Here is a 20,340-nt window from a genome sequence, read left to right as displayed (position 1 = left end):
GTTTAAAGTTCATTGTAAAAAGAACTGTTTTTCCAGTTTTCTACATTTTTTGTCCATTCAGGAACTGTATTTTCTTCACAACACAAAATACTAATTCCTCCTGCCATTGCACATGTCGTATCTCTGTCTCCCAAAGCCGAAACGGTATTCCAAATACATTCTTCAAAATTGCTTCTGTATCTAGAAAGCATCCAGATTACAATAGGAACTGTATCTTGAGCAGTCATTTTTGTTCCGTTTCCTAACGTTTTCACCAATAATTCAATACTTGGATTTCCGTCTAAGTAAAGACATTTATTCAACTTACTTTTTATATCGGAATCATCCAATTCGTTTTGAATTTTTTGGATAAATTCTTGTTGATTCAATTGTTTTATTCCTAATTTTTCCTGAACAGCAAAAGCTGCTGCCAATGCAATTGCTTTTGTTCCTTCTATTGCTTCTTTATTAGCATGAGTAACTTCACAGGAAAGCTCTGCATTAAGTCTAAGCTTATCCAAATCATCATAAAAATATGCCCCAATGACTGATGCTCTCATTGCTCCGCCATTTCCCATTGAACCTTGCCCTTCAAATTTTGAATACGAAACTTTTTTCCAGTTTTCTCCGCCTTTTACAGCTCTGAAATACTGATGCATCGAAGGTCCATAACCTCTATTAATATCTAAATAATAGTTTTTTGTAAACTCTTCAGATAAAAAATCCTGATTGATTTCTCCCAATTTTTCCAAAGATTTAAAAACAGCAATTGCCATAATTGTATCATCTGTAAAATCAATGAACTTTTCAGGAAGAATTCTTTGATGTATGTATGAGTTAATTAAACCTTCTTCCCCAAAAAAGCTTTCTCCAAAAGCATCACCAATGGCAATTCCGTTGAGGGATTCTGAAGCTAAAAACTGTTTATCAGATTTCATTTAGTTTTAGTTTTTTATTTAATTTTTCCTCATTAAACAATAATGGTTTTTCTTCAGGAATGAATAAGCTCTCTAAATCATTTTTCAAGACAAACTGATGCTGTTCTTTTACAAAATCTGAAATATCTTCAATTAAAATTATATCTTCTTTAGCAAAAGATTTGACGAAATCATTTCTCAATCCAATTTGGATTGCTCTTCTTTCCAATTTATTTCCAAAAGGATCATGATCCGGATCCCATTGTAATCTCACGGATGATTCCTTTATTTGATTTTGCCATTCTTCCTTTGAGATTTTACATGTTTCATCATAAGACGAATACACTGCGTTTTCCAGATACCCTTTAAATGCATCCATTTTTAGATGAATTGCCACAACACATTCCTGACCTTCTTTTGTTCCCCACCCATTTCGATACATCATCCAAAGAAAATTTGGTTTTATCCAAGTCATTCTCTCCAGACTGAAGGCTCCTCCAAAATATTGGTTTTGTACGGCAAAGTTCCCGATTTCTTTTCTATAAGATTGATAAACAATTATTTTCTTATCATCATATTGTGCCATGATGTAATGTCCTTTTTGCGGCCAGCTTTGTAATTGTTCTTTATACTTTTTTAATTTAAGTTTCATTTTTTTCAGTTAAAATCATAAACATATACTTTCATATTGCCCTGCAGCAGTGTTCTTGCAATAATTGGTTCTATTTCTTCCCATTTTCCTCCGGCTAAGCCACAACCAATCCTGGGCATATGAATACTTGCATTTATATCTAAAGCTTTATTTACTAGTTTTTCCAGACACTTTTCAACAGCTTCATATCGAATCGGGGGAACTCCTTCTGAATTTGATATTATTTTATGTTGTCCAATCATATTACAAACCCAAATATCATTTTCAACCTGAACCATTTGAATTTCGCCAAGATTGAAATTTTCATCACTACTAAACCATTTTCTATATTGATTTTCCGGTTCTTTCCATCGTTTAGATATTGCCATGACAAAACCTTTTCCCCAGCCTCCTCTATCATTGCAGATATGAATAATTATTTTATTTCCTTCAATCTTGGGATTTGTTGCGTCTCCTTTTAAATATTTTATAGCATTCATGGTTATTCGATTTTAATTTTATTTAGGTTCTGGCAATTTTCAATATTTTTTAAAGTTCCACTTTTTCTTTTTTCATCAGAATTAAAATCGATCGCGAGAAAATGTGTACAATTAACAATTCCAAAAGTGTCTCTTTCCAAATCAGAAGTAAAACCTCCTATCCTTTTCCAGTTTTGTGCTTTTGTTTTAAAAGTATTTACAAAATATCTTGCCTTTTCATCCATGTGAATGATCGTAACATTTTCAGATTTATTCTTTAAAAATTCCATCATTAAAGTATCTGTTCCGTTAAAATCTCCAATGATAAATTCACATTCAGAAAGGTTAACTTTTTTTAATGGTTCAATATAAAACTCATTGAAACTTTCCCAAGATAAATTTCCATTTCCAAAAACATAAATTTTTTTCATGATTGTGTTATTTTTACGCAAATTTAAAAGATTATAATTTTATTCTCCAAATTTATTTGCGTTGATTTTACACTAAAAATTTTAATTAATTGATTTTCAGTGGCAAATTTTTATTTTTTTTTTGAAATACTAATGACACAAATGTTTTCACAAGTGACACCATTTTAAATAATTGCAAGGCGTTTTTGTTTAATTAAAATGGAAATATAATATAGAAAAAAATCTATGAATATGCAGATTCTTCACTTCACCTCATTCCGTTCAGAATGAAATGTGTTAATTCGTGTAAAAATCCGTGAAATCTGTGTTTAACTATTTAATCTCAAAATAAAATCCCTCCTGTTCAAGTTCTTTATACTTTTCCTGATTGAAAGTAAATAATTTTCCGGGTCTGCCGCTACCTTCTTTTTTCACATTGTTCGTCTCATTCAGAAGACCATAACTCATGATTTTTTTACGAAAATTCCGGCGGTCAATTTCCTGTCCGATGATTGTTTTGTACAGATTTTCAAGGTCTGAAAAGGGAAATTCTTCATTGAGAAGATTGAAGCCGATCGGCTGATACTGAATTTTGGTACGAAGTCTTTTTAACGCAATATCAATAATATTCTGGTGGTCAAAAGCAAGTTTTGGAAGATCATTGACACTGAACCACTGTGCGTCTTCCGCATCAGAATCTGCAAACAGCTCATGATAGGAAGGATTTACCAAGCCCAAATAAGCTATAGAAACGACTCTGTTTCGAGGATCACGACCCACATTCCCAAAAGTGTAAAGTTGCTCCAAAAAATCGGGTTTTATACCGGCTTCTTCGTGAAGTTCCCTTCTTACCGCATCATCGAGATTTTCATTATCCAGAACAAGCCCTCCCGGAAGTGCCCACCCTCCTTTGAAAGGTTCGATATTCCTCTTAATCAAAAGAATCTGAAGGTCTTTTTTATCAAAATATCCGAAAATGACTGCATCTACAGCAACTTTTATATCCTGTAATTTCTTTGGAGACTCCATTGTATTAATTTGCGTTATGAATACACAAAGCTACGATTTAGAATAAACATTTTCAACATTAAAATAAAATTTCTGTGAATAATAATTTTTATTAAATTTATAAACAACTTAAAACGAAACGATTATGAAAAATTTATTATTTGTTGCCGCTCTGGCATTTCTGTTTGTAGCTTGTGATAAAGTGAAAATGGACGTAAAAACAACCAACTCTGAAGAATGGAAACCCGTAGATTCTGCCACGGCTACCAAAGCATGGATGGATTATGCGACACCGGGAGACATGCACAAAATGTTAGCAAAATCCGATGGAGCCTGGACCGGAGAAAACACAATGTGGATGGAAAACGGAAAAAAACCAACGACAAGCACTTCAGAAGCGAACAATAAAATGATTTTCGACGGACGTTATCAGCTAAGCGAGCATAAAGGAAATTTTATGGGAATGCCTTTCGAAGGAATGAGCATTACAGGCTATGACAACGCCAAGAAAAAATTTGTAAGCACCTGGATCGACAATATGGGAACGGGAATCATGAGTATGGAAGGAGATTGGAATCCGTCAACAAAATCTATTGAATTTAAAGGAAAAATGACCGATCCTACAAGACCGGGAAAAGACTGTGAGGTGAGGGAAATTTACACATTCGTTGATGATAATACCCAAAAAATGGAAATGTTCGGTCCTGATGCCAAAACAGGAAAAGAGTTTAAAACAATGGAAATAAAATTCACCCGCAAAAAATAATTTATCGTAGAATCACTGTCGTTAAATAGTGATTTTACTTATTGATTTATTGATAGTTATACTCAAATTTGGTGTAAACAAAGGTAACGCCGAAATCCTAAAACAGTAGGCAAAAAAACTAATTTATACCATCATGAAAACATTATTAAAAGTCTTTATTGTAGTCATCATTATTATTGGCGGAGTATTAATCATTATCGTAGGGAAAAAGCCTTTCCCGGAACCGGAATGTCTCGTTTGTGGACCAAATCTTGTGAGAATTTTAGGCATCGCTGAAGTAATCCTCGGATTGGGAGCATTGGTCATTCAGGGAAATCTGATCGAGAAGCAAAGAAATCTTTGAAAATTGTTGGACAAACGCAAAGGCGCAATTTTTTCCCTTTCAACACTTTGTTAAGACGCAAGGATTTTATCTACGATAAAATTTATACTAAATATTTCGCTGAAAATATTTGTCACATTGAGCCTGTCAAAGTGTTTTTGACCCTTTGCGATTATCAATCAAAAAAATAAAAAGACCGATAAAATTTATCGGTCTTTTTTATATTAATCATTAAGTTTCAAAACTGCCATGAAAGCTGATTGCGGCACTTCTACACGGCCAATCTGCTTCATTTTCTTTTTACCTTCTTTCTGCTTCTCCAAAAGCTTTCTCTTTCTGGAAATATCTCCTCCGTAACATTTTGCGGTAACGTCTTTTCTTAAAGCTTTAATGGTTTCTCTTGCAATAACCTTCGCTCCCAACGCTGCCTGAACGGCAATATCAAATTGCTGTCTAGGAATCAGCTCACGAAGTTTTTCACACATCTTTTTACCGATGTGATAAGCGTTGCTATCGTGAATTAATGAAGAAAGAGCATCCACCATATCACCATTGATCAAAATATCCATTTTCACCAATTTAGATGCACGCATTCCGATTGGTGAATAATCGAATGATGCATATCCTTTTGAGATTGATTTCAAACGGTCATAAAAGTCGAAAACCACTTCCGCCAAAGGCATATTGAAGGTTAATTCAACTCTGTCCGCTGTCAGATAGCTTTGATTTACAATTTCACCCCTTTTCTCAATACACAGTGTCATTACGGCACCTACAAAATCGGATTTCGTGATAATGGAAGCTTTTATATAAGGTTCTTCAACTCTGTCTAAAAGATTGGGATCAATCATTTCAGATGGGTTGTTGATCAAAATTGCAGTTTCGGGATCTTTTTTAGAATATCCGTGGTATGAAACGTTGGGTACAGTGGTAATAACGTTCATATTAAACTCTCTGTCAAGACGTTCCTGAACGATTTCCATATGAAGCATTCCCAAGAATCCGCATCGGAAACCAAATCCAAGAGCTGCAGAACTTTCCGGTTCGAAAACCAAAGAAGCATCATTCAGCCTTAATTTTTCAAGCGAAAATCTAAGCTCTTCAAAATCCTCAGAATCAATAGGATAAATACCTGCAAAAACCATTGGTTTTACTTCTTCAAATCCGTCAATTGCTTCAGCGGCAGGATTTTCAAATGACGTAATTGTATCTCCTACTTTTACTTCTCTTGCATCCTTAATTCCGGAAATAATATACCCTACATCTCCACATTCAATTGTCTTTTTTGGGACTTGTTTTAGTTTTAAAGTTCCCACCTCATCAGCAGCATATTCCTTTCCTGTTGCGAAAAATTTAATTTTTTCGTTTTTAGAAATACTTCCGTTCACCACTTTAAAATATGCTTCAATTCCTCTGAACGGATTGTAAACAGAATCAAAGATCAAAGCCTGAAGCGGCGCTTTCGGATCTCCCACAGGTGCAGGAATTCTTTCAACAATCTGCTCAAGAAGATGAAGTACCCCTTCTCCCGTTTTTCCGGAAACTCTAAGAACATCTTCCGGTTTACATCCCAAAAGACCAACGATTTCGTCTGTTACCTCTTCAGGATTAGCCGAAGGAAGATCAATTTTATTAAGAATAGGAATGATTTCAAGATCATTTTCCAATGCCAGATACAAATTACTAATTGTCTGTGCCTGAATACTTTGTGCAGCATCTACAATAAGAAGTGCCCCTTCACAGGCAGCGATTGAACGGGAAACTTCGTAAGAGAAATCTACGTGTCCCGGTGTATCAATCAGATTTAAAATATATTTTTCTCCTTTATATTCATAATCCATCTGGATCGCGTGAGACTTGATTGTGATCCCGCGCTCTTTCTCCAAATCCATATCATCCAGCGTCTGAGACTGTAGTTCTCTTTGGGTAACAGTATTGGTATATTCCAATAGTCTATCCGCCAAAGTACTTTTCCCGTGGTCGATATGAGCGATTATGCAAAAATTTCGTATGTTTTTCATTTAAGAATCTTGTAATTTGCAAAGATAAGAAAATGCAGCATAATTTCTCATTCTTAATTTTAAATCTGAATTAAACACAAATCGCACAAATTTTTAACACTAAAAACACAAATGTTAATTGTGTAATTTGTGAAATTATTGGTGATATTTGTTTTTAAATTTAGCCAAAACTTATTTTAATTCATGAAAAAAGTTCTTTTACTCCTTTTCATTGTTCCTTTCACGCAGCTGAAATCGCAGTGGGTTGAAAATGCAATACAAAATCCTGAAGAATTTGTAAATCCTTTGATCGGAACACTTTCAAAACCATCGTTGTCAAACGGAAACACATATCCGGCCGTCGCAGTTCCACACGGAATGAATCTCTGGACCCCCCAGACCGGAAAAAACGGAAACGGATGGCAATACACTTACGATGCCGATAAGATCCGTGGAATAAAACAGACGCACCAACCATCACCTTGGATGAACGATTACGGAATGTTTTCCATTATGCCTGTAACGGGAAAAATGCGTTTTAATGAAGACGAAAGAGCAAGCTGGTTTTCACACAAATCAGAAGTTTCAAAACCATATTATTACAGTGTTTACCTGGCTGATCATAATGTAACCGCGGAAGTTACGCCTACGGAAAGAGCCGCTCAATTGCGATTGACTTATCCTGATTCTGAAAATTCGTGGTTTGTGGTGGATGCTTTTGATAAAGGTTCGAGCATCACCATTATTCCGTCTCAGGGGAAAATTGTTGGTTATTCGACAAGATATTCCAGAGGAAAATTGGTAGGTTTTAAAAATTATTTCGTGATTTATGCTGATAAACCTTTCACAAAATATTCAACCTGGAAAGATAAAGATTTTGTAAAAGATGCCTTGGAAATTACAGGAGATCATTGCGGCGCTGTTGTTGGTTTTGCAACAAAAAAAGGCGAAAAAGTGAATTTAAAAGTTGCTTCTTCATTCATCAGTCTGGAACAGGCAGAATTAAACTTAGCAAGAGAACTCAATAAAGATTCATTCGATGATACTTTTAAAAAAGCAAAATCTGCATGGAATGAAAAATTAAAAAAAGTTGAAGTTGCCGGCGGAACCATCGACCAGATGAGAACGTTCTATTCTTCTCTGTACAGAATGCTTTGTTTTCCGCACAAAATGTATGAGATTAATAAAGCCGGAGAAGTTGTGCATTACAGTCCGTATTCCGGAAAAACGGAGGCTGGATATCGTTTTGCAGGAACAGGTTTCTGGGATACTTTCAGAGCGCTCTACCCTTTCTTGAATCTGGTCTATCCAAGCATCAATGTTGAAATGCAGAAAGGTTTAATTAATGATTATAAAGAAGGCGGCTGGCTTCCGGAATGGTCGAGTCCTTCGTATTCTGATATTATGATTGGAAATAATTCTGCTTCAGTCGTTGCCGATGCATATATGAAAGGTCTTCGAGGGTATGATATCGAAACATTATATCAGGCTTTGCTTCATGGTGCAAATAATGAAGGTCCACAAGCAACAGGAAGACTGGGAATTGAATATTATAAAAAATTGGGCTATGTTCCTTACGATGTAAAAATAAATGAAAATGCAGCAAGAACCTTGGAATATGCTTATGATGATTTCGCCATTGCACAATTAGGAAAAGCCTTAGGAAAACCGGAATCCGAGTGGGGAGAATATTACAGACGTTCACAAAATTTCCAGAAAGTTATTGATCCTGAGACAAAATTGGCTCGCGGAAGAAATCAGGACGGAAGTTTTCAGGCTCCTTTTAATCCTTTCAAATGGGGAGATGCTTTTACGGAAGGAAATTCCTGGCATTATACCTGGTCGGTTTTTCAGGATATTGAAGGATTGGCAAAACTGATGGGCGGAAAGAAAGAGTTTTCGAAAAATTTGGATAAAGTTTTTGAAATGCCTCCTGTTTTTGATGATTCTTATTATGGTTCAACAATCCACGAAATTCAGGAAATGGTGAATGCAAATATGGGGCAATATGCTCATGGAAATCAGCCTGCTCAACATATTATTTATTTGTATAATTATTCCGGAGAGCCTTGGAAAACGCAATATTGGGTTCGCGAAACGATGAATCGACTATATCAGCCTACTCCGGACGGATATTGCGGCGATGAAGATAACGGACAGACTTCAGCCTGGTATATTTTCTCGGCACTTGGTTTTTATCCGGTAACTCCGGCGACGGATCAGTATGTTTTGGGGGCTCCTTTGTTTAAAAAAGCAACGATTCATTTAGAAAATGGAAAAACTATAGAAATTAAAGCTGATAATAACAGCGATGAAAACCGTTATGTAAAATCATTAAACATGAACGGTCAGACTTACTCTAAAAACTGGCTGAGTCATGCAGAACTGCTGAAAGGTGCTACTCTACAGTTCAATATGGATGACAAGCCGAATAAAAACCGGGGAACGAACGAAAAAGATTTTCCTTATTCTTATTCTACGGATAAAAAATAAAGTAAAAGAGAGACGGTTTGTCTCTCTTTTTATTATTTAGATTTATTGAAGTTTTCAGGTAAGATATAATGTCCTGTGAGAGGATCTAGCGAAACTTCAGTTCCTGCCATAGCTTTTCTCTTTTTGGCTGCACCCGAGTCAATGGCCACAATGGCCACATTAGCAACAATACTTCCTACCAAGCCTGCAACGCCACCGCCAATCATGATAAAAGAACTATTAGATTCTGGGAAAAGTTCTTCTTTTTTTACTTCAATAAAAAGCCCTTGATCATCTCTGAAAATTTCAACATAACCGACAGGAATTACCTTAAACGGAATTCCATTATGAACAAATGCATAGAAGTTTCTTATAGGCTCTTTTTTCTCTCCGTTAACTGCTTTTGTTACGACTCCTTTTGAATTGGTTTCAATAGTAAAACCGGGTTCAGGATTGTGGGTGAAAAAGCTGTAATAATTTTTATACACTCCATCCTTTAAACTGTCTGTCTTTAAAATATCAAGCTTATCTTTTAACAAAGAAGTATAATTTGGAAGTTCATTTTCTGAAACAGTATATTCCCAAGGCTCTAATTTATAAGAACTTTTAAATAAATCTGTAAAAATAAGTGTCGCTTTTTTTGCCAAACTTTGTGCTAAATACGGTGTAGTACGTGATGAAACTGTTGCGGCTGTATCTATCCTATAAACAAAATGATACCCATCATCTTTTTTAATGAAAGTACTTGCTCTTAACTCAAGTTTCCCAATAGAATATTTTTCTTTTTTATCTTCCGAAATATTTAAGTTTTCAAGTAAAAGAACCATATCATTCTGACCTCTTACAGGATTGTTTTTATAAAACCAGTCTTGAAGATCTTTTGAAGCATTGTTTTCAAAAATAATACGTACCGAATCTTTATGATACATCACCTTTCCAATTTCCTGATTGGGTCTTTGATCTATTACTGTAAATGTTTTAATAGAGTTTTTGCTGTCTTTAATAGATTTTGAAAGGTCTATAGTTTCTGTTTTCTGAGCAGATAATAAGAAAGATAAGAGTAAAAAGAAAAATGTTTTTTTCATCAACTTATGTTTTAAGTTTTTACAAAACTAAGAATTAATTTAAAACAAAAACAGCCTTCAAAATTTGAAAAAGACTGTTTTTTATCTTACAGTTTATTTAGTAAAAATATATGCCCCTGTTAAAGAATCGATATAAACCTTAGTCATAGTCGGAGATTTAAAACCAAAACCCTTTACTGCTGCTATATTAGAACCAGAATCAATGGCCGCACCAATGGCTGCTCCTACCAATCCACCTGCGATAGCTCCAATCATAGCTCCGTTTCCACTTTTTTCTGTGAAAAGCTGAGCTCTGGATGTGATAATGTAATATCCTTTTTCATCTTTTTTCATTTCCTGAAAGCCTGTAGGAATTAATCTGTATGCTATACCTCCATCTACATAGCCAAAGGTTTCACCCAAAGAAATGGTAAGATCTTCTTGATTTTTTATCCTCACTACTTTTCCTTTTTTATTTTTTTCAAAATAATATCCTTCAGCAGGTTTCTGATCAGAAAAACTTTTAAAATTCAAATAAACACCATTTTTTAGTTCCTGATTTAATGACTTGTTGTTCTTACTGAAATCAGCATTATAATTTGCTATATCATTTTCAACAATATATTGACTTAAAACCGGACCGGAATAAGAGGTTTTAATAAATTCTGCAAGTATTTCTTCAATGGTAAGAGATAAATATTTTGAAACGCTTGCCGTTCTTTTTGGATCACAGACAATTACATTATCAAAACGGTTGATAAAATAATATTTGTCATTTCTTTTTAAGAAACTTGAAATTTTTATTTTAGCTTTTGCATACATTATTATATCATTCTCTGCCTGTTCATCGTAGACTTTTAAATCTTCAAGCATTAAAACAATATCATTATTTCCTTTTACTTTGTTGTCTTGTGCAAACCAGGCTTCAATAAAGCTTTTAAGGTCTCCTTCAGGAAGTTCTATTTCTACCTCTCCTTTTTTATTAGAGACTTTACCTATCTCTTTATCTGCTCTGTTATCAATTAACGTAAGGGATTTTGTAAGTCCCTTCCTGTCTTTTATATTTTCTTTTAATTCAATAATTTCTGTTTTCTGCGCAGAAAGAAAAACTGAGAACAAAAAGAATACAATAATTTTTTTCATCAACTTATGTTTTAAATTTTTGCAAAACTAAGAATTAATTTAAAATTAAACGACTCTCACAATAAATTGCAAGAGTCGTCCAACATTAAAAAAATAAACTATTATGGGTTTTGTCTAGGTCTCAAAGCATTGCTGCTATTGCTTCCGTTTCCTCGAGGTTTTCTTTCGTTCATCTTATCTCTCATCATTCCCTCAGACTGAAACAGCTTCAAGACTTTTTGGCAAGGAATTACCTGCTGCATTTTATCAGCATATTTTTTTCTATTATCCAATAATTTTTGCCCTACTTCAAAGCTTTGCTGAAGCTTGGCTTTCGCCTCTTCATCCGATAAGGATTCAGGATTAAAATTAGAATTAAACTGACTTTTAATCTGTTTCTGGCTTTCCAGATATTCGTTGTAAATGTCTGTAAATTCTGCCTTATCGCTCGGATCGATGTCCAGATTATCCATCACCATGTTATTCCTGAACTTGGTAAGAAGCGCCTTTCTTTCTTCAGGAGAAAGATTGTTTATTACTTCTTTTCTTTGTTTAGGGTCCATTTTTTTCCAGTCGTAATCCGTCCTTTGGGCATTTAAGCCAAAACCATAAATAATAAAAAGCGTAAATAATATCTTTTTCATCTTTCTCATTAGTTATATAAATCCAAATAAACATCCTGAGTCGAATTGCTTGCCAATTCCGTAATTTCGGAATTAGAGAAAGAATCCAGATACTCGTTTATTTGAGTTTCTTGCTGTTTCGAAACAGGTTTTACTGTTTTTGTTTCTGCCTTTTGTTCTACGGTTGTGTTATCCTGAGCAAAAGATCTATTATTATCTTGACTTTCAACTGTTTGATTGTTATTTTCAACAGAAGTTAAATCAGATTTTAAAGTTTCATAAGCGACTTCGCTTTCTGTCTTTGGTTCCTGAGATTTCGAAGCATAAGATGCCTGAGATTCTGCCGGATCTTTTGTATCATTCACAGAATTGAAAACAAAAGTCGATCCGAAAACCAAAGCTAATGATGCAGCCACAGCATATCCCCAATTTAGCTTAAAAATAGGTGCTTTTTTTGCAGGCTGTACATGAGTCATCACCTTTTCCTGAATATTCTCAAATAGATTTTCAGGAACTGTATAAATATTTTTACGTTCTAATTTTTCTAGATCAAAATCATTTATACCACTCAACACCTTCCCCTGAATGTCTTCAAACAAGTTCTCAGGGACTTTATAGATGTTTTTGCGTTCTAATTTTTCTAGATCAAAATCTTTCATCTTGTTGTTTCTCAAAAATTATCTCTCGTAATTCTCTTTAATATATTCTTCTATTTTTTGTTTGGCATAATGATAATTCGTTTTCAAAGTTCCTACCGACATATCTACAATTTTCGATATTTCTTCGTAAGGCAAATCATCATAATACCGCATCATAAATACCAGCTTCTGCTTCTCAGGCAGGCTATGTATAGCGTTCTGCAGCAATATCTGTATTTCTTCGGCATCTCCGTCTGTATTATCAGCTACAAGATTCTGCATATGATACTCAGGGTCTTCATCAGTTTTCTGCATTTTTTTCAACTTATTTATTTGCTGTAATGCTTCGTTGGTAGCGATTCTGTACAGCCATGTGTACAACTGGCTATCGTTTTTGAACTGGTGAAAATTCTGATAAGCTTTAATAAAAGTTTCCTGCAAAGTATCCTGAGCAAGATCTCCGTCTACAATAATTCTTCTTATGTGCCAATACAATCTGCTTTGATAAGCATCCATTAAAGCACGAACTCCTTTTTCCTGAGTTCGTGGACTTTGCATCAACGAAATAATTTCCGCGTCCTTAATCTTCATAAGATGCTTTCATTGTTTTGGATTACAAAAATAACTGAAAGTTAAATTACTTATTCAATTTTTAGTCCAATAAATTAATTATTTATAAAAAATTTTAAATCTGTTGCTTAAATGATCTTAATAATAATTCCGATTCTTCCCTTCACAGTGGATATATATCTATAAAACACAAACATCCGTGTAATCTGAAAAATCTGCGAGAAATTTTTTTAATGTAAAAAATCCTTGCCCTGAAATAACATCAAATCAAAATAAAAATCCGAATCATAAAACTTCCCCCTTCCCGCATCCATCTTCCTGTCCTAAAAACCTTATCTTTGTTATATGCAAATTGTAATTATCGGTTCCGGAAATGTTGCCTATCACATGGCAAAAGCTTTTGTTCTGAATAATATTCCTTTGACTCAAATTTTTGGAAGGAATGAAAAAGAATTGAATAAAATTTCTGATGAATTAAAAATCCCATTCTCCACAGAAAAACTGGAAGATGCAGATCTGTACATCATTTGTGTAAGTGACAATGCTGTTGAAACAGTTTCTAAAATCATTACTAAAAAAGACAGTCTGGTTGCGCATACCTCTGGTTCGCTTCCAAAAGAAATTCTAGCAGGAGAGTACAGAAAGTCAAGCTTTTATCCTTTGCAGACTTTTTCAAAATCTAAAGAATTGGAATATTCCAACATTCCTTTTTTTATTGAAACAGAAAATGAAGAGGATAAAAAAACCCTGTTTGAAATTGCCTCTAAAATTTCCAAAAATGTCATGGAAAGTACCCACGAAAAGAGAAAATATATTCATCTTACAGCTGTTTTTGCCTGCAATTTTGTGAATCATCTTTTTTCCAGGGCGAAAGAAATTTCCGATTCTCAGGAAATCCCTTTTAATTATTTTTTACCGTTAATAGATGAAACAGTTCAAAAAATTCATGAAATCGATCCAAAATCGGCACAAACCGGTCCGGCTGTAAGAAACGACAAAAGAATTCTGGAATTACATGAGCAATTATTAAAAGACGAAAGTCTGGAGATCTATAAAACAATGAATCATTCTATCCAAAAAATGTATGAGTTATAAAGAAAAATTAAAAGATATAAAAGCATTTGTATTCGATGTAGACGGTGTTTTCACAGACGGAAGCGTGTATCTGATGCCCGGAGGAAATATGTCGAGAGTGATGAATGTTTTAGATGGTTATGCAGTGGTTAAAGCCTTAAAAAACAATTATTTAATCGGGGTCATTACGGGAGGAAATGATGAGATGGTAAAACACAGAATCAATTATCTTGGGATTCAGGATTATTATCCGAAGTCTCACAATAAAATGGCAGATTTTGAAGATTTTAAAGCAAAATATAATCTTAAAAACGAAGAAATTTTAACGATGGGAGACGATCTTCCGGATTTACATATCATGGAAAACTCTGCCATTGCAGCCTGCCCGGAAAATGCAGTTCCTGAAATCAAAGGAATTGCCACTTATATTTCTCCGAAACAGGGTGGAAGCGGGGCTGTACGTGATGTGATCGAACAGGTAATGAAAGTACAGGGAAACTGGCATGATGATAATACACAATCTGTTTAATTAATTGAAAATGAAATTATTATTAGCATCACAATCTCCCAGAAGAAAAGAATTGCTTTCAAGCTTGGGTTTTGCGTTTGAAGTTGTAAAAATCGATTGTGAAGAAATTGTTCCTGAACATATCAAAGTAGGAGAGTCGGCAGCCTATTTATCTGAATTAAAAGCAGATGCATTCCGGAAACTGGAAGAAGATGAAGTTTTGTTGACGGCAGATACAGTAGTCGCCATTGATAATCAGTTCCTTGGAAAACCACAGAATGAAGACGATGCCAAAAATATGCTGAAGCTTTTATCCGGCAAAACCCATCAGGTATATACAGGAATTACCATTAAAACTTTAGAAAAAACCATCACAGAAACTGATGTAGCGGATGTAGAATTTGATGAGATTACAGATGATGAGATAGAATTTTATATTAAAAATTATAAACCTTTCGACAAAGCAGGAAGCTACGGCATCCAGGAATGGCTTGGAATGGCGAAAATCAAAAAGATGAACGGAAGCTTTTATACCATTATGGGACTTCCTACCCATTTGGTTTACAAAATTTTGAAAGAAATATAAAGAGTTTCAATATAAAATTTTATTATTTTTACAAAATCATCAAACCTACTGATAATAAAAAGTAGATTAGCGAGTTATATTGAAATAATGAAAAAGAATATTTTATTCCTTTTAACGCTTTGTATCGTTGCTTCTTGTGCCACAAAAACCAAGAGGCCGGATCAGCGATCGAAGTTCATGAAAGGATTTTCCACATACTACAACACACTTTTTAATGCAAAAGATGCATTGAATTATGAGTTCGAATCAAGAGATAAGGCACACAAAGACAACTTTTATGCGCCTTATATTCCTATCCTTACGTACGAAGATCAACCGTTGGGAAGTGATCTGGGGCAATCTTCAGCTTTTGCTGAAAACTCCATGAAAATGGCGGAAGTAAACCGTCCTCAAAACAACACTCCTGGAAGAGGAGGCCCTCCGGGAATGCCCGGAAATCCGATGTCTGGAGGAACCGGGGCTCCTACATTATCCGGAGCTGTAAACGGGGCAATGGATAAAATGGGATTAGGCAAAGATTCAGAAGAACAACCCGAACAAACCGGAGCAACCTCTCTGGAAATTGCGGAAGCGAAAGCTTTAAAAGCAATTAATAAATATTCGGTGATTAAACACGGAGAAGAGCAGAACAAGAAAATTTTCGACGCATATATGATCCTTGCGCAGGCAAGAATTTACAGAGGAAAATCTCTGGAAGCTTTGGATGCCCTGAACTATGTTTTCACCCACATGAAGGATGATAAAAGGCTTCCTTTAGCTAGAATCTATCAGGGTTTAGCGTACGATCAGATTAAAAATTATCATAAAGCTCACGAAACTTTTGCCAAATTAAAAGGGGAAAAAATTGATAAAGATTATCAAAAACTTTTAAGTATTTACTACGCCGAATCTCTTCTGGATGCAGGAAAAAAAGAAGAAGCTGTAAGAGAATTGGATAACGCTTATGAACTTAATAGCAACAGAAAACTGAAAAGTAGAATTGCCTATTTGAGAGGGCAGGTTTTAACCAATTTAAATCAGCCGGAAAGAGCCAGAGAAAGCTTCATGGCAGCTTACAAGTATGCCAATGATTTTGAATTTGAAGTAAAATCTCAAATCGAAACCGCCAAAACGTTTAACGGAAAAGGTGACTACAGCGGTGCTAAAAAATATCTTGAAGACATCAGTAAAAAAGGAACTTACGCTTCAAGAAAGAACGAATTTTACTATGCTTTGGGGTTAATGGCCAATAAAGCCGGAAAAAAAGACGAAGCTCAGGACTATTTCAGAAAATCTTTAAAAGAAAAAGTTTCAGATCCACAGATCCGCGGGCTGGCTTATTATGAAATAGGGAAAGGATTTTTAGATAAAAATGACTATATCGGAGCCGGTGTTTACTACGATTCCGCTTTGGCTGTGATGACGTATGAACCATCAAAAGTTCTTCTGGCAGATCAATCGACTTACATTAAAAAGATCTCCAGAAATTATTATTTAATTAAGAAAAATGACAGTATTCTGAACTTAGCCAAAATGACTACAGAACAGAAAACGGATTTTTTCTCAAAATATATTGCTAAAATAAAAGCTAAAGAAGAGAAAGAAGAACTGGAAAGAAGACGTGCAGAAAGAAGCAAAGGTTTCGATACGGGAGATTACAGTTCAACTTCAATTTTTGCTAACAGCTCGAATGCTTTCGAAGATTTTGGAGTAACAACAAAAGGTTTTTATTTTGCCAATACCGGAACCGTAAGCAAAGGAACTTCTACCTTTAAACAAACGTGGGGAGACAGAGCATTGGTCGACAACTGGCGTTTTTCCAAAAAAATGTCTACTATCGATGATATGAAAAACGAAGCATTAGGAACGACAGACGTACCGAATCCTAGACGTTTTGAGCCCGCTTTCTACATCGAACAGATTCCTGCAGATGCCGGAAAATTGAGCCAACTGAAAAAAGACAGAGATACCGCTTCTCTGGGACTGGGAGTGATGTATCAGAATTACTTTACAAACACCCCGCTGGCTACCAAAACCTTGTATGACCTTGTCGATGTAAAACCTGAAGAAAAAGTAATGCTGCAGGCTTTATACGAGATTTTTGCCATGAATTATCTGAAAAATCCGCAGGCAGCAGAAAGAGCAAAACAGATCTTATTGACCGATTATCCATATACTTCCTATGCAGAATTTGCGAGAAACCCGAAGAACACCACTTTTGTGAAATCTTCAGAAGATGTGGAAAATCAATACAAACAGGCTTTTGCTTTGTATGAATCTGAGAAATTCGGGGAGAGTAAAGATATTATAGAACAGGCCATCCAGAAATATCCGAAAGATGCTTTGGTTCCGAAATTATATTTGTTAAATGCCTTCAATGCAGGAAAAGCGAGTGGGAAAGAGGTAATGATCCTCCAGCTGGAACAAATTGCTTTAAACTACGGGAAAACCCCGGAAGGAGAAAAGGCCAAAGAAATGCTTAATTATCTGAAAAGCGACCTGAGCTTTCAGGCAACGGATAACAAAGGAAATTCAATACCTCAAACTGCTGTAAACACAGCTAATAATACTCCGCAACAGCCGCAACAACCTAACAGTATAGGAGTTCCGGAAAACTCGGCTGGTCAAATGAATAATCCTCAACCAATGCAGCCATCAAGCGGTAACAGCAACAAACCACCGAAAAAACAAAATAATAATCAACAACAAATACTGAATCCGGCTACAATGCCGTCGAAACCACAATAAAAAAGAAAAAAGCGAAGAATTAATCTTCGCTTTTCTTTTTCTTTACCCCATGAAAATCTTTCAGATAAAATGGTTCGAAATAGGCTACATCTTCAAACTCTTTTTTATCAATCTTCTCCATGGTTTTTCTGATTAAATATTGTGCGGAAGGGTAGACATCTTCATTAAAATCAGCATTCGGAAGCTGTAAAATCTCCTTGGCTTTTTTTGCGCCGTCTCCTACAAATAGTATTTTTTTATCTTTAAATTCTTCAAACGAAGTTTCATCTAAAATTTTGGCTTCCGTCTCAGAAATTTCTTTCCCCGTTTTTCCGTCGTAAACTGCGGTATAGACCTCCATTCTCCTGGCATCGATCAAAGGGATTACAAAATCATAGTTTTGGCCTAAAAAAGGCTCTATCATCGTTTCAAGAGAGTTTATGGCAATTAAAGGAACTTTCAGTCCGTAGCAAAACCCTTTTGCAGAAGATGCCCCGATTCTTAATCCTGTATAAGAACCCGGACCTTTGCCCAGAGAAACCACTTCAATATCTTTCATTGAAATTCCGGCTCCTTCCAAAGCCCATTCTACAAAGGTGTGAAGACTTTCGGACTGTTTATAATTTTCGGAAACTTCTTCGGTAAGACAAAGCAGCTTTTCATTATCTGAAATAGCCACAGAACAGTTTTTTGAAGATGTTTCGATGTATAGAATTTTCATTTTTTTAAATGTAACAATTTAACAGTAGAACAATTTATTAATGAATAAAATGCTAATATTCCTGCAAATTTAAGTCATTATTTTGATACTATTTTCTGTAAATCGTTCTCGGCTCGGACTGAGCAGTGGGATAGATCGTCATATCTGAAACACACACATGTTTCGGTGCATTTACACAATATGCGATGGAATCGGCAATATCCTCAGCCTTTAGAGGTTCATAACCTGCGTAAACTGTAGAAGCTTTTTCGCTGTCACCTTTAAATCTCACCATAGAAAAGTCTGTTTCCACAGCTCCGGGTTGAATATTGGTAACTTTAATTCCGAATTCAGTTAATTCTATTCGCATTCCTTCGGAAATAACATCGACAGCTTTTTTCGTCGCACAATAAACGACTCCATTCGCGTAAGTCTGTCTTGCAGCTACTGAACTAATATTTACTATATGTCCGGAATTTCTTTCTTTCATGCCCGGAATAATCATTTTTGAAACATATAAAAGTCCCTTTACATTTCCGTCGATCATAGAATCCCAGTCGTCTGTTTTTCCTGCAGAAAGAGGATCCAAACCGTGGGCATTCCCGGCATTATTGATCAGTACATCAATATTTTTCCATTCTTCGGGAAGGGAAGTGATCGCGGTTTCCACTTCTTCTAAATTCCTTACATCAAACTTTAAACTAAATATTTCGGTGAAGGCAGAAAGTTCTGTTTTTAATGATTCCAAAACCTCGGATCTTCTCCCACAGATAATGATTCTGTTTCCTTGTTTCGCAAAAAGTTCCGCAGTTGATTTCCCTATTCCGGAAGTCGCTCCGGTGACTAATATTGTTTTCATAAAAAATTTTCAATTTTTAAATGTACCAGTCTAAAAATTTATCAATGTAACAATCATTGGTAAACTGCTAGATTGATACATTACTACATTATATCAATTGGCGTCAAATGCTTCAAAAGCATCAGGTATATGTTCAATAATTAATTTTCCTTTTTCGTCCGGAAGCACGGAAATAATATCAAATCTTACTTCCTGGTTTTTATTAAATTCTTCCAGATAATGATTTGCCGCGGAAACTATCGACTTAATCTTTGTTTTTGTAACCGCTTCCTGAGGCAGCATAAAAGCGTCTGTTGACCGGGCTTTTACTTCTGTTACAATAATTAAATTATCCTTTTCAGCAATAATATCAATCTCAGCTTTCTGAAAACGGAAATTTCTTACCAGGATTTTATAGCCGTTTTTTAATAAAAATTCAGCAGCTAAATCTTCTGCCAGTTTTCCGAGATCGTTGTGTGTAGCCATGCTTGAGTTGGAGGGTTATTGAAAAGATAGTTTATGTTTTTCTGAGATCCAGACTTCTTTATTTTTACAATCCCAATAAAACTGCATTCCAAAAGGTTTTGTTCCTCTTTGCTTTCTTCTTGAGATTGTATCGTTTAATTTCATAATATCAAGATGTGTCAATTTATCAACTGTAAAACCTAATCGATTTTCCAGTTTAAATGTTTTAAAATCTTTCAAATCATATTTATTTCTTTCCAATAAAGTTCCTCTGTCTTTATATTGATACAAAGTATATTTTGAGTCTGCACAGGGGCATTCTTCTGTATGTTCTAGTTTCAAACTTCTATCAAAAAATATAAAATAAACAGCTAAAATCAAAAGAAATAAAATATAGAGAATACCCTTTATCACATTTTTAGTGACATGTATAGGTTCAATATTCTCTTTATTGATCATATC

The 20,340-nt window shown here is 34.9% G+C and carries 22 protein-coding genes; 7 read left to right on the top strand and 15 right to left on the bottom strand.

What is annotated here, in order from left to right; translation table 11 throughout:
- Positions 1-2 precede the first annotated feature (2 nt).
- The 5 genes from BMX24_RS14910 to BMX24_RS14890 form a co-directional block, all read right to left on the bottom strand.
- Positions 3-917, bottom strand: a complete 915-nt coding sequence (locus tag BMX24_RS14910; RefSeq protein ID WP_089794064.1) for an ADP-ribosylglycohydrolase family protein — start codon at positions 915-917, stop codon at positions 3-5.
- On the bottom strand, positions 907-1,548 hold the full coding sequence (locus BMX24_RS14905) for a DUF4291 domain-containing protein (protein WP_089794062.1): 642 nt from the start codon (positions 1,546-1,548) through the stop codon (positions 907-909). Before BMX24_RS14905 ends, BMX24_RS14910 begins: the two co-directional genes overlap by 11 nt.
- Positions 1,549-1,553: 5 nt before the next feature.
- Entirely contained in the window at positions 1,554-2,027 is a 474-nt protein-coding gene (locus BMX24_RS14900) for a macro domain-containing protein (RefSeq protein ID WP_089794060.1), read from the bottom strand.
- Positions 2,028-2,029: 2 nt separating this feature from the next.
- The gene (locus tag BMX24_RS14895; protein ID WP_089794058.1) at positions 2,030-2,437 is read right to left on the bottom strand and encodes a hypothetical protein; all 408 of its coding nucleotides are present in this window, start codon (positions 2,435-2,437) and stop codon (positions 2,030-2,032) included.
- Positions 2,438-2,749: 312 nt separating this feature from the next.
- Positions 2,750-3,445, bottom strand: a complete 696-nt coding sequence (locus tag BMX24_RS14890; protein ID WP_089794056.1) for an NUDIX hydrolase — start codon at positions 3,443-3,445, stop codon at positions 2,750-2,752.
- Between the two features lie 124 nt (positions 3,446-3,569).
- Here BMX24_RS14890 and BMX24_RS14885 point away from each other — a divergent pair, with 124 nt between their 5' ends.
- Both BMX24_RS14885 and BMX24_RS14880 read left to right on the top strand, forming a co-directional pair.
- The gene (locus tag BMX24_RS14885) at positions 3,570-4,190 is read left to right on the top strand and encodes a DUF1579 domain-containing protein (RefSeq protein WP_089794054.1); all 621 of its coding nucleotides are present in this window, start codon (positions 3,570-3,572) and stop codon (positions 4,188-4,190) included.
- Between the two features lie 133 nt (positions 4,191-4,323).
- The gene (locus BMX24_RS14880) at positions 4,324-4,533 is read left to right on the top strand and encodes a hypothetical protein (protein WP_089794051.1); all 210 of its coding nucleotides are present in this window, start codon (positions 4,324-4,326) and stop codon (positions 4,531-4,533) included.
- A gap of 203 nt (positions 4,534-4,736) precedes the next feature.
- Here the strand turns inward: BMX24_RS14880 and lepA are convergent, their stop codons facing one another.
- Positions 4,737-6,533, bottom strand: coding sequence for a translation elongation factor 4 (gene lepA, locus BMX24_RS14875; RefSeq protein ID WP_089794049.1), 1,797 nt, complete (start codon positions 6,531-6,533; stop codon positions 4,737-4,739).
- A 183-nt stretch (positions 6,534-6,716) separates the two neighbouring features.
- Here lepA and BMX24_RS14870 point away from each other — a divergent pair, with 183 nt between their 5' ends.
- Entirely contained in the window at positions 6,717-9,005 is a 2,289-nt protein-coding gene (locus BMX24_RS14870; RefSeq protein WP_089794047.1) for a GH92 family glycosyl hydrolase, read from the top strand.
- Positions 9,006-9,037: 32 nt separating this feature from the next.
- Here BMX24_RS14870 and BMX24_RS14865 read toward each other — a convergent pair whose 3' ends face one another.
- The 5 genes from BMX24_RS14865 to BMX24_RS14845 all read right to left on the bottom strand — a co-directional run bounded on the left by BMX24_RS14865 (position 9,038) and on the right by BMX24_RS14845 (position 13,022).
- Positions 9,038-10,069: a hypothetical protein gene (locus tag BMX24_RS14865; protein ID WP_089794045.1), complete on the bottom strand. Its 1,032-nt coding sequence runs from the start codon at positions 10,067-10,069 to the stop codon at positions 9,038-9,040.
- A gap of 93 nt (positions 10,070-10,162) precedes the next feature.
- Positions 10,163-11,191, bottom strand: coding sequence for a glycine zipper family protein (locus BMX24_RS14860; RefSeq protein ID WP_089794042.1), 1,029 nt, complete (start codon positions 11,189-11,191; stop codon positions 10,163-10,165).
- 101 nt (positions 11,192-11,292) lie between these two features.
- Positions 11,293-11,814: a hypothetical protein gene (locus tag BMX24_RS14855; protein WP_089794727.1), complete on the bottom strand. Its 522-nt coding sequence runs from the start codon at positions 11,812-11,814 to the stop codon at positions 11,293-11,295.
- Between the two features lie 8 nt (positions 11,815-11,822).
- A complete protein-coding gene (locus BMX24_RS14850) occupies positions 11,823-12,452 on the bottom strand; it encodes a hypothetical protein (RefSeq protein WP_228404867.1) in 630 nt (209 codons plus the stop codon).
- Positions 12,453-12,470: 18 nt separating this feature from the next.
- On the bottom strand, positions 12,471-13,022 hold the full coding sequence (locus BMX24_RS14845; RefSeq protein WP_089794040.1) for an RNA polymerase sigma factor: 552 nt from the start codon (positions 13,020-13,022) through the stop codon (positions 12,471-12,473).
- 324 nt (positions 13,023-13,346) lie between these two features.
- Between BMX24_RS14845 and BMX24_RS14840 the strand changes: the two genes are divergently transcribed.
- From BMX24_RS14840 to porW, 4 genes are all read left to right on the top strand, one after another.
- Positions 13,347-14,096: a Rossmann-like and DUF2520 domain-containing protein gene (locus tag BMX24_RS14840; RefSeq protein WP_089794038.1), complete on the top strand. Its 750-nt coding sequence runs from the start codon at positions 13,347-13,349 to the stop codon at positions 14,094-14,096.
- A complete protein-coding gene (locus BMX24_RS14835; RefSeq protein WP_089794036.1) occupies positions 14,086-14,604 on the top strand; it encodes a KdsC family phosphatase in 519 nt (172 codons plus the stop codon). The genes BMX24_RS14840 and BMX24_RS14835 overlap by 11 nt, the downstream gene beginning before the upstream one ends.
- 10 nt (positions 14,605-14,614) lie before the next feature.
- Positions 14,615-15,169, top strand: a complete 555-nt coding sequence (locus BMX24_RS14830; protein WP_089794035.1) for a Maf family protein — start codon at positions 14,615-14,617, stop codon at positions 15,167-15,169.
- 87 nt (positions 15,170-15,256) lie between these two features.
- Entirely contained in the window at positions 15,257-17,896 is a 2,640-nt protein-coding gene (porW, locus tag BMX24_RS14825; RefSeq protein ID WP_089794033.1) for a type IX secretion system periplasmic lipoprotein PorW/SprE, read from the top strand.
- Positions 17,897-17,915: 19 nt separating this feature from the next.
- Here the strand turns inward: porW and tsaB are convergent, their stop codons facing one another.
- The 4 genes from tsaB to BMX24_RS14805 form a co-directional block, all read right to left on the bottom strand.
- Positions 17,916-18,596: a tRNA (adenosine(37)-N6)-threonylcarbamoyltransferase complex dimerization subunit type 1 TsaB gene (gene tsaB, locus BMX24_RS14820; protein ID WP_089794031.1), complete on the bottom strand. Its 681-nt coding sequence runs from the start codon at positions 18,594-18,596 to the stop codon at positions 17,916-17,918.
- 88 nt (positions 18,597-18,684) lie between these two features.
- Positions 18,685-19,434: an SDR family NAD(P)-dependent oxidoreductase gene (locus BMX24_RS14815; protein WP_089794030.1), complete on the bottom strand. Its 750-nt coding sequence runs from the start codon at positions 19,432-19,434 to the stop codon at positions 18,685-18,687.
- A 93-nt stretch (positions 19,435-19,527) separates the two neighbouring features.
- Entirely contained in the window at positions 19,528-19,899 is a 372-nt protein-coding gene (locus tag BMX24_RS14810) for a YraN family protein (RefSeq protein ID WP_089794028.1), read from the bottom strand.
- 15 nt (positions 19,900-19,914) lie between these two features.
- Positions 19,915-20,337, bottom strand: coding sequence for a hypothetical protein (locus BMX24_RS14805; RefSeq protein ID WP_089794026.1), 423 nt, complete (start codon positions 20,335-20,337; stop codon positions 19,915-19,917).
- Positions 20,338-20,340: the final 3 nt, after the last annotated feature.

Origin of the sequence: Chryseobacterium wanjuense (genome assembly GCF_900111495.1) — a bacterium.
Taxonomy (GTDB): Bacteria; Bacteroidota; Bacteroidia; order Flavobacteriales; family Weeksellaceae; genus Chryseobacterium; species Chryseobacterium wanjuense.
Note: the sequence above shows the minus strand (reverse complement) of the source record. Positions and strands in the feature narration are given on the sequence as shown.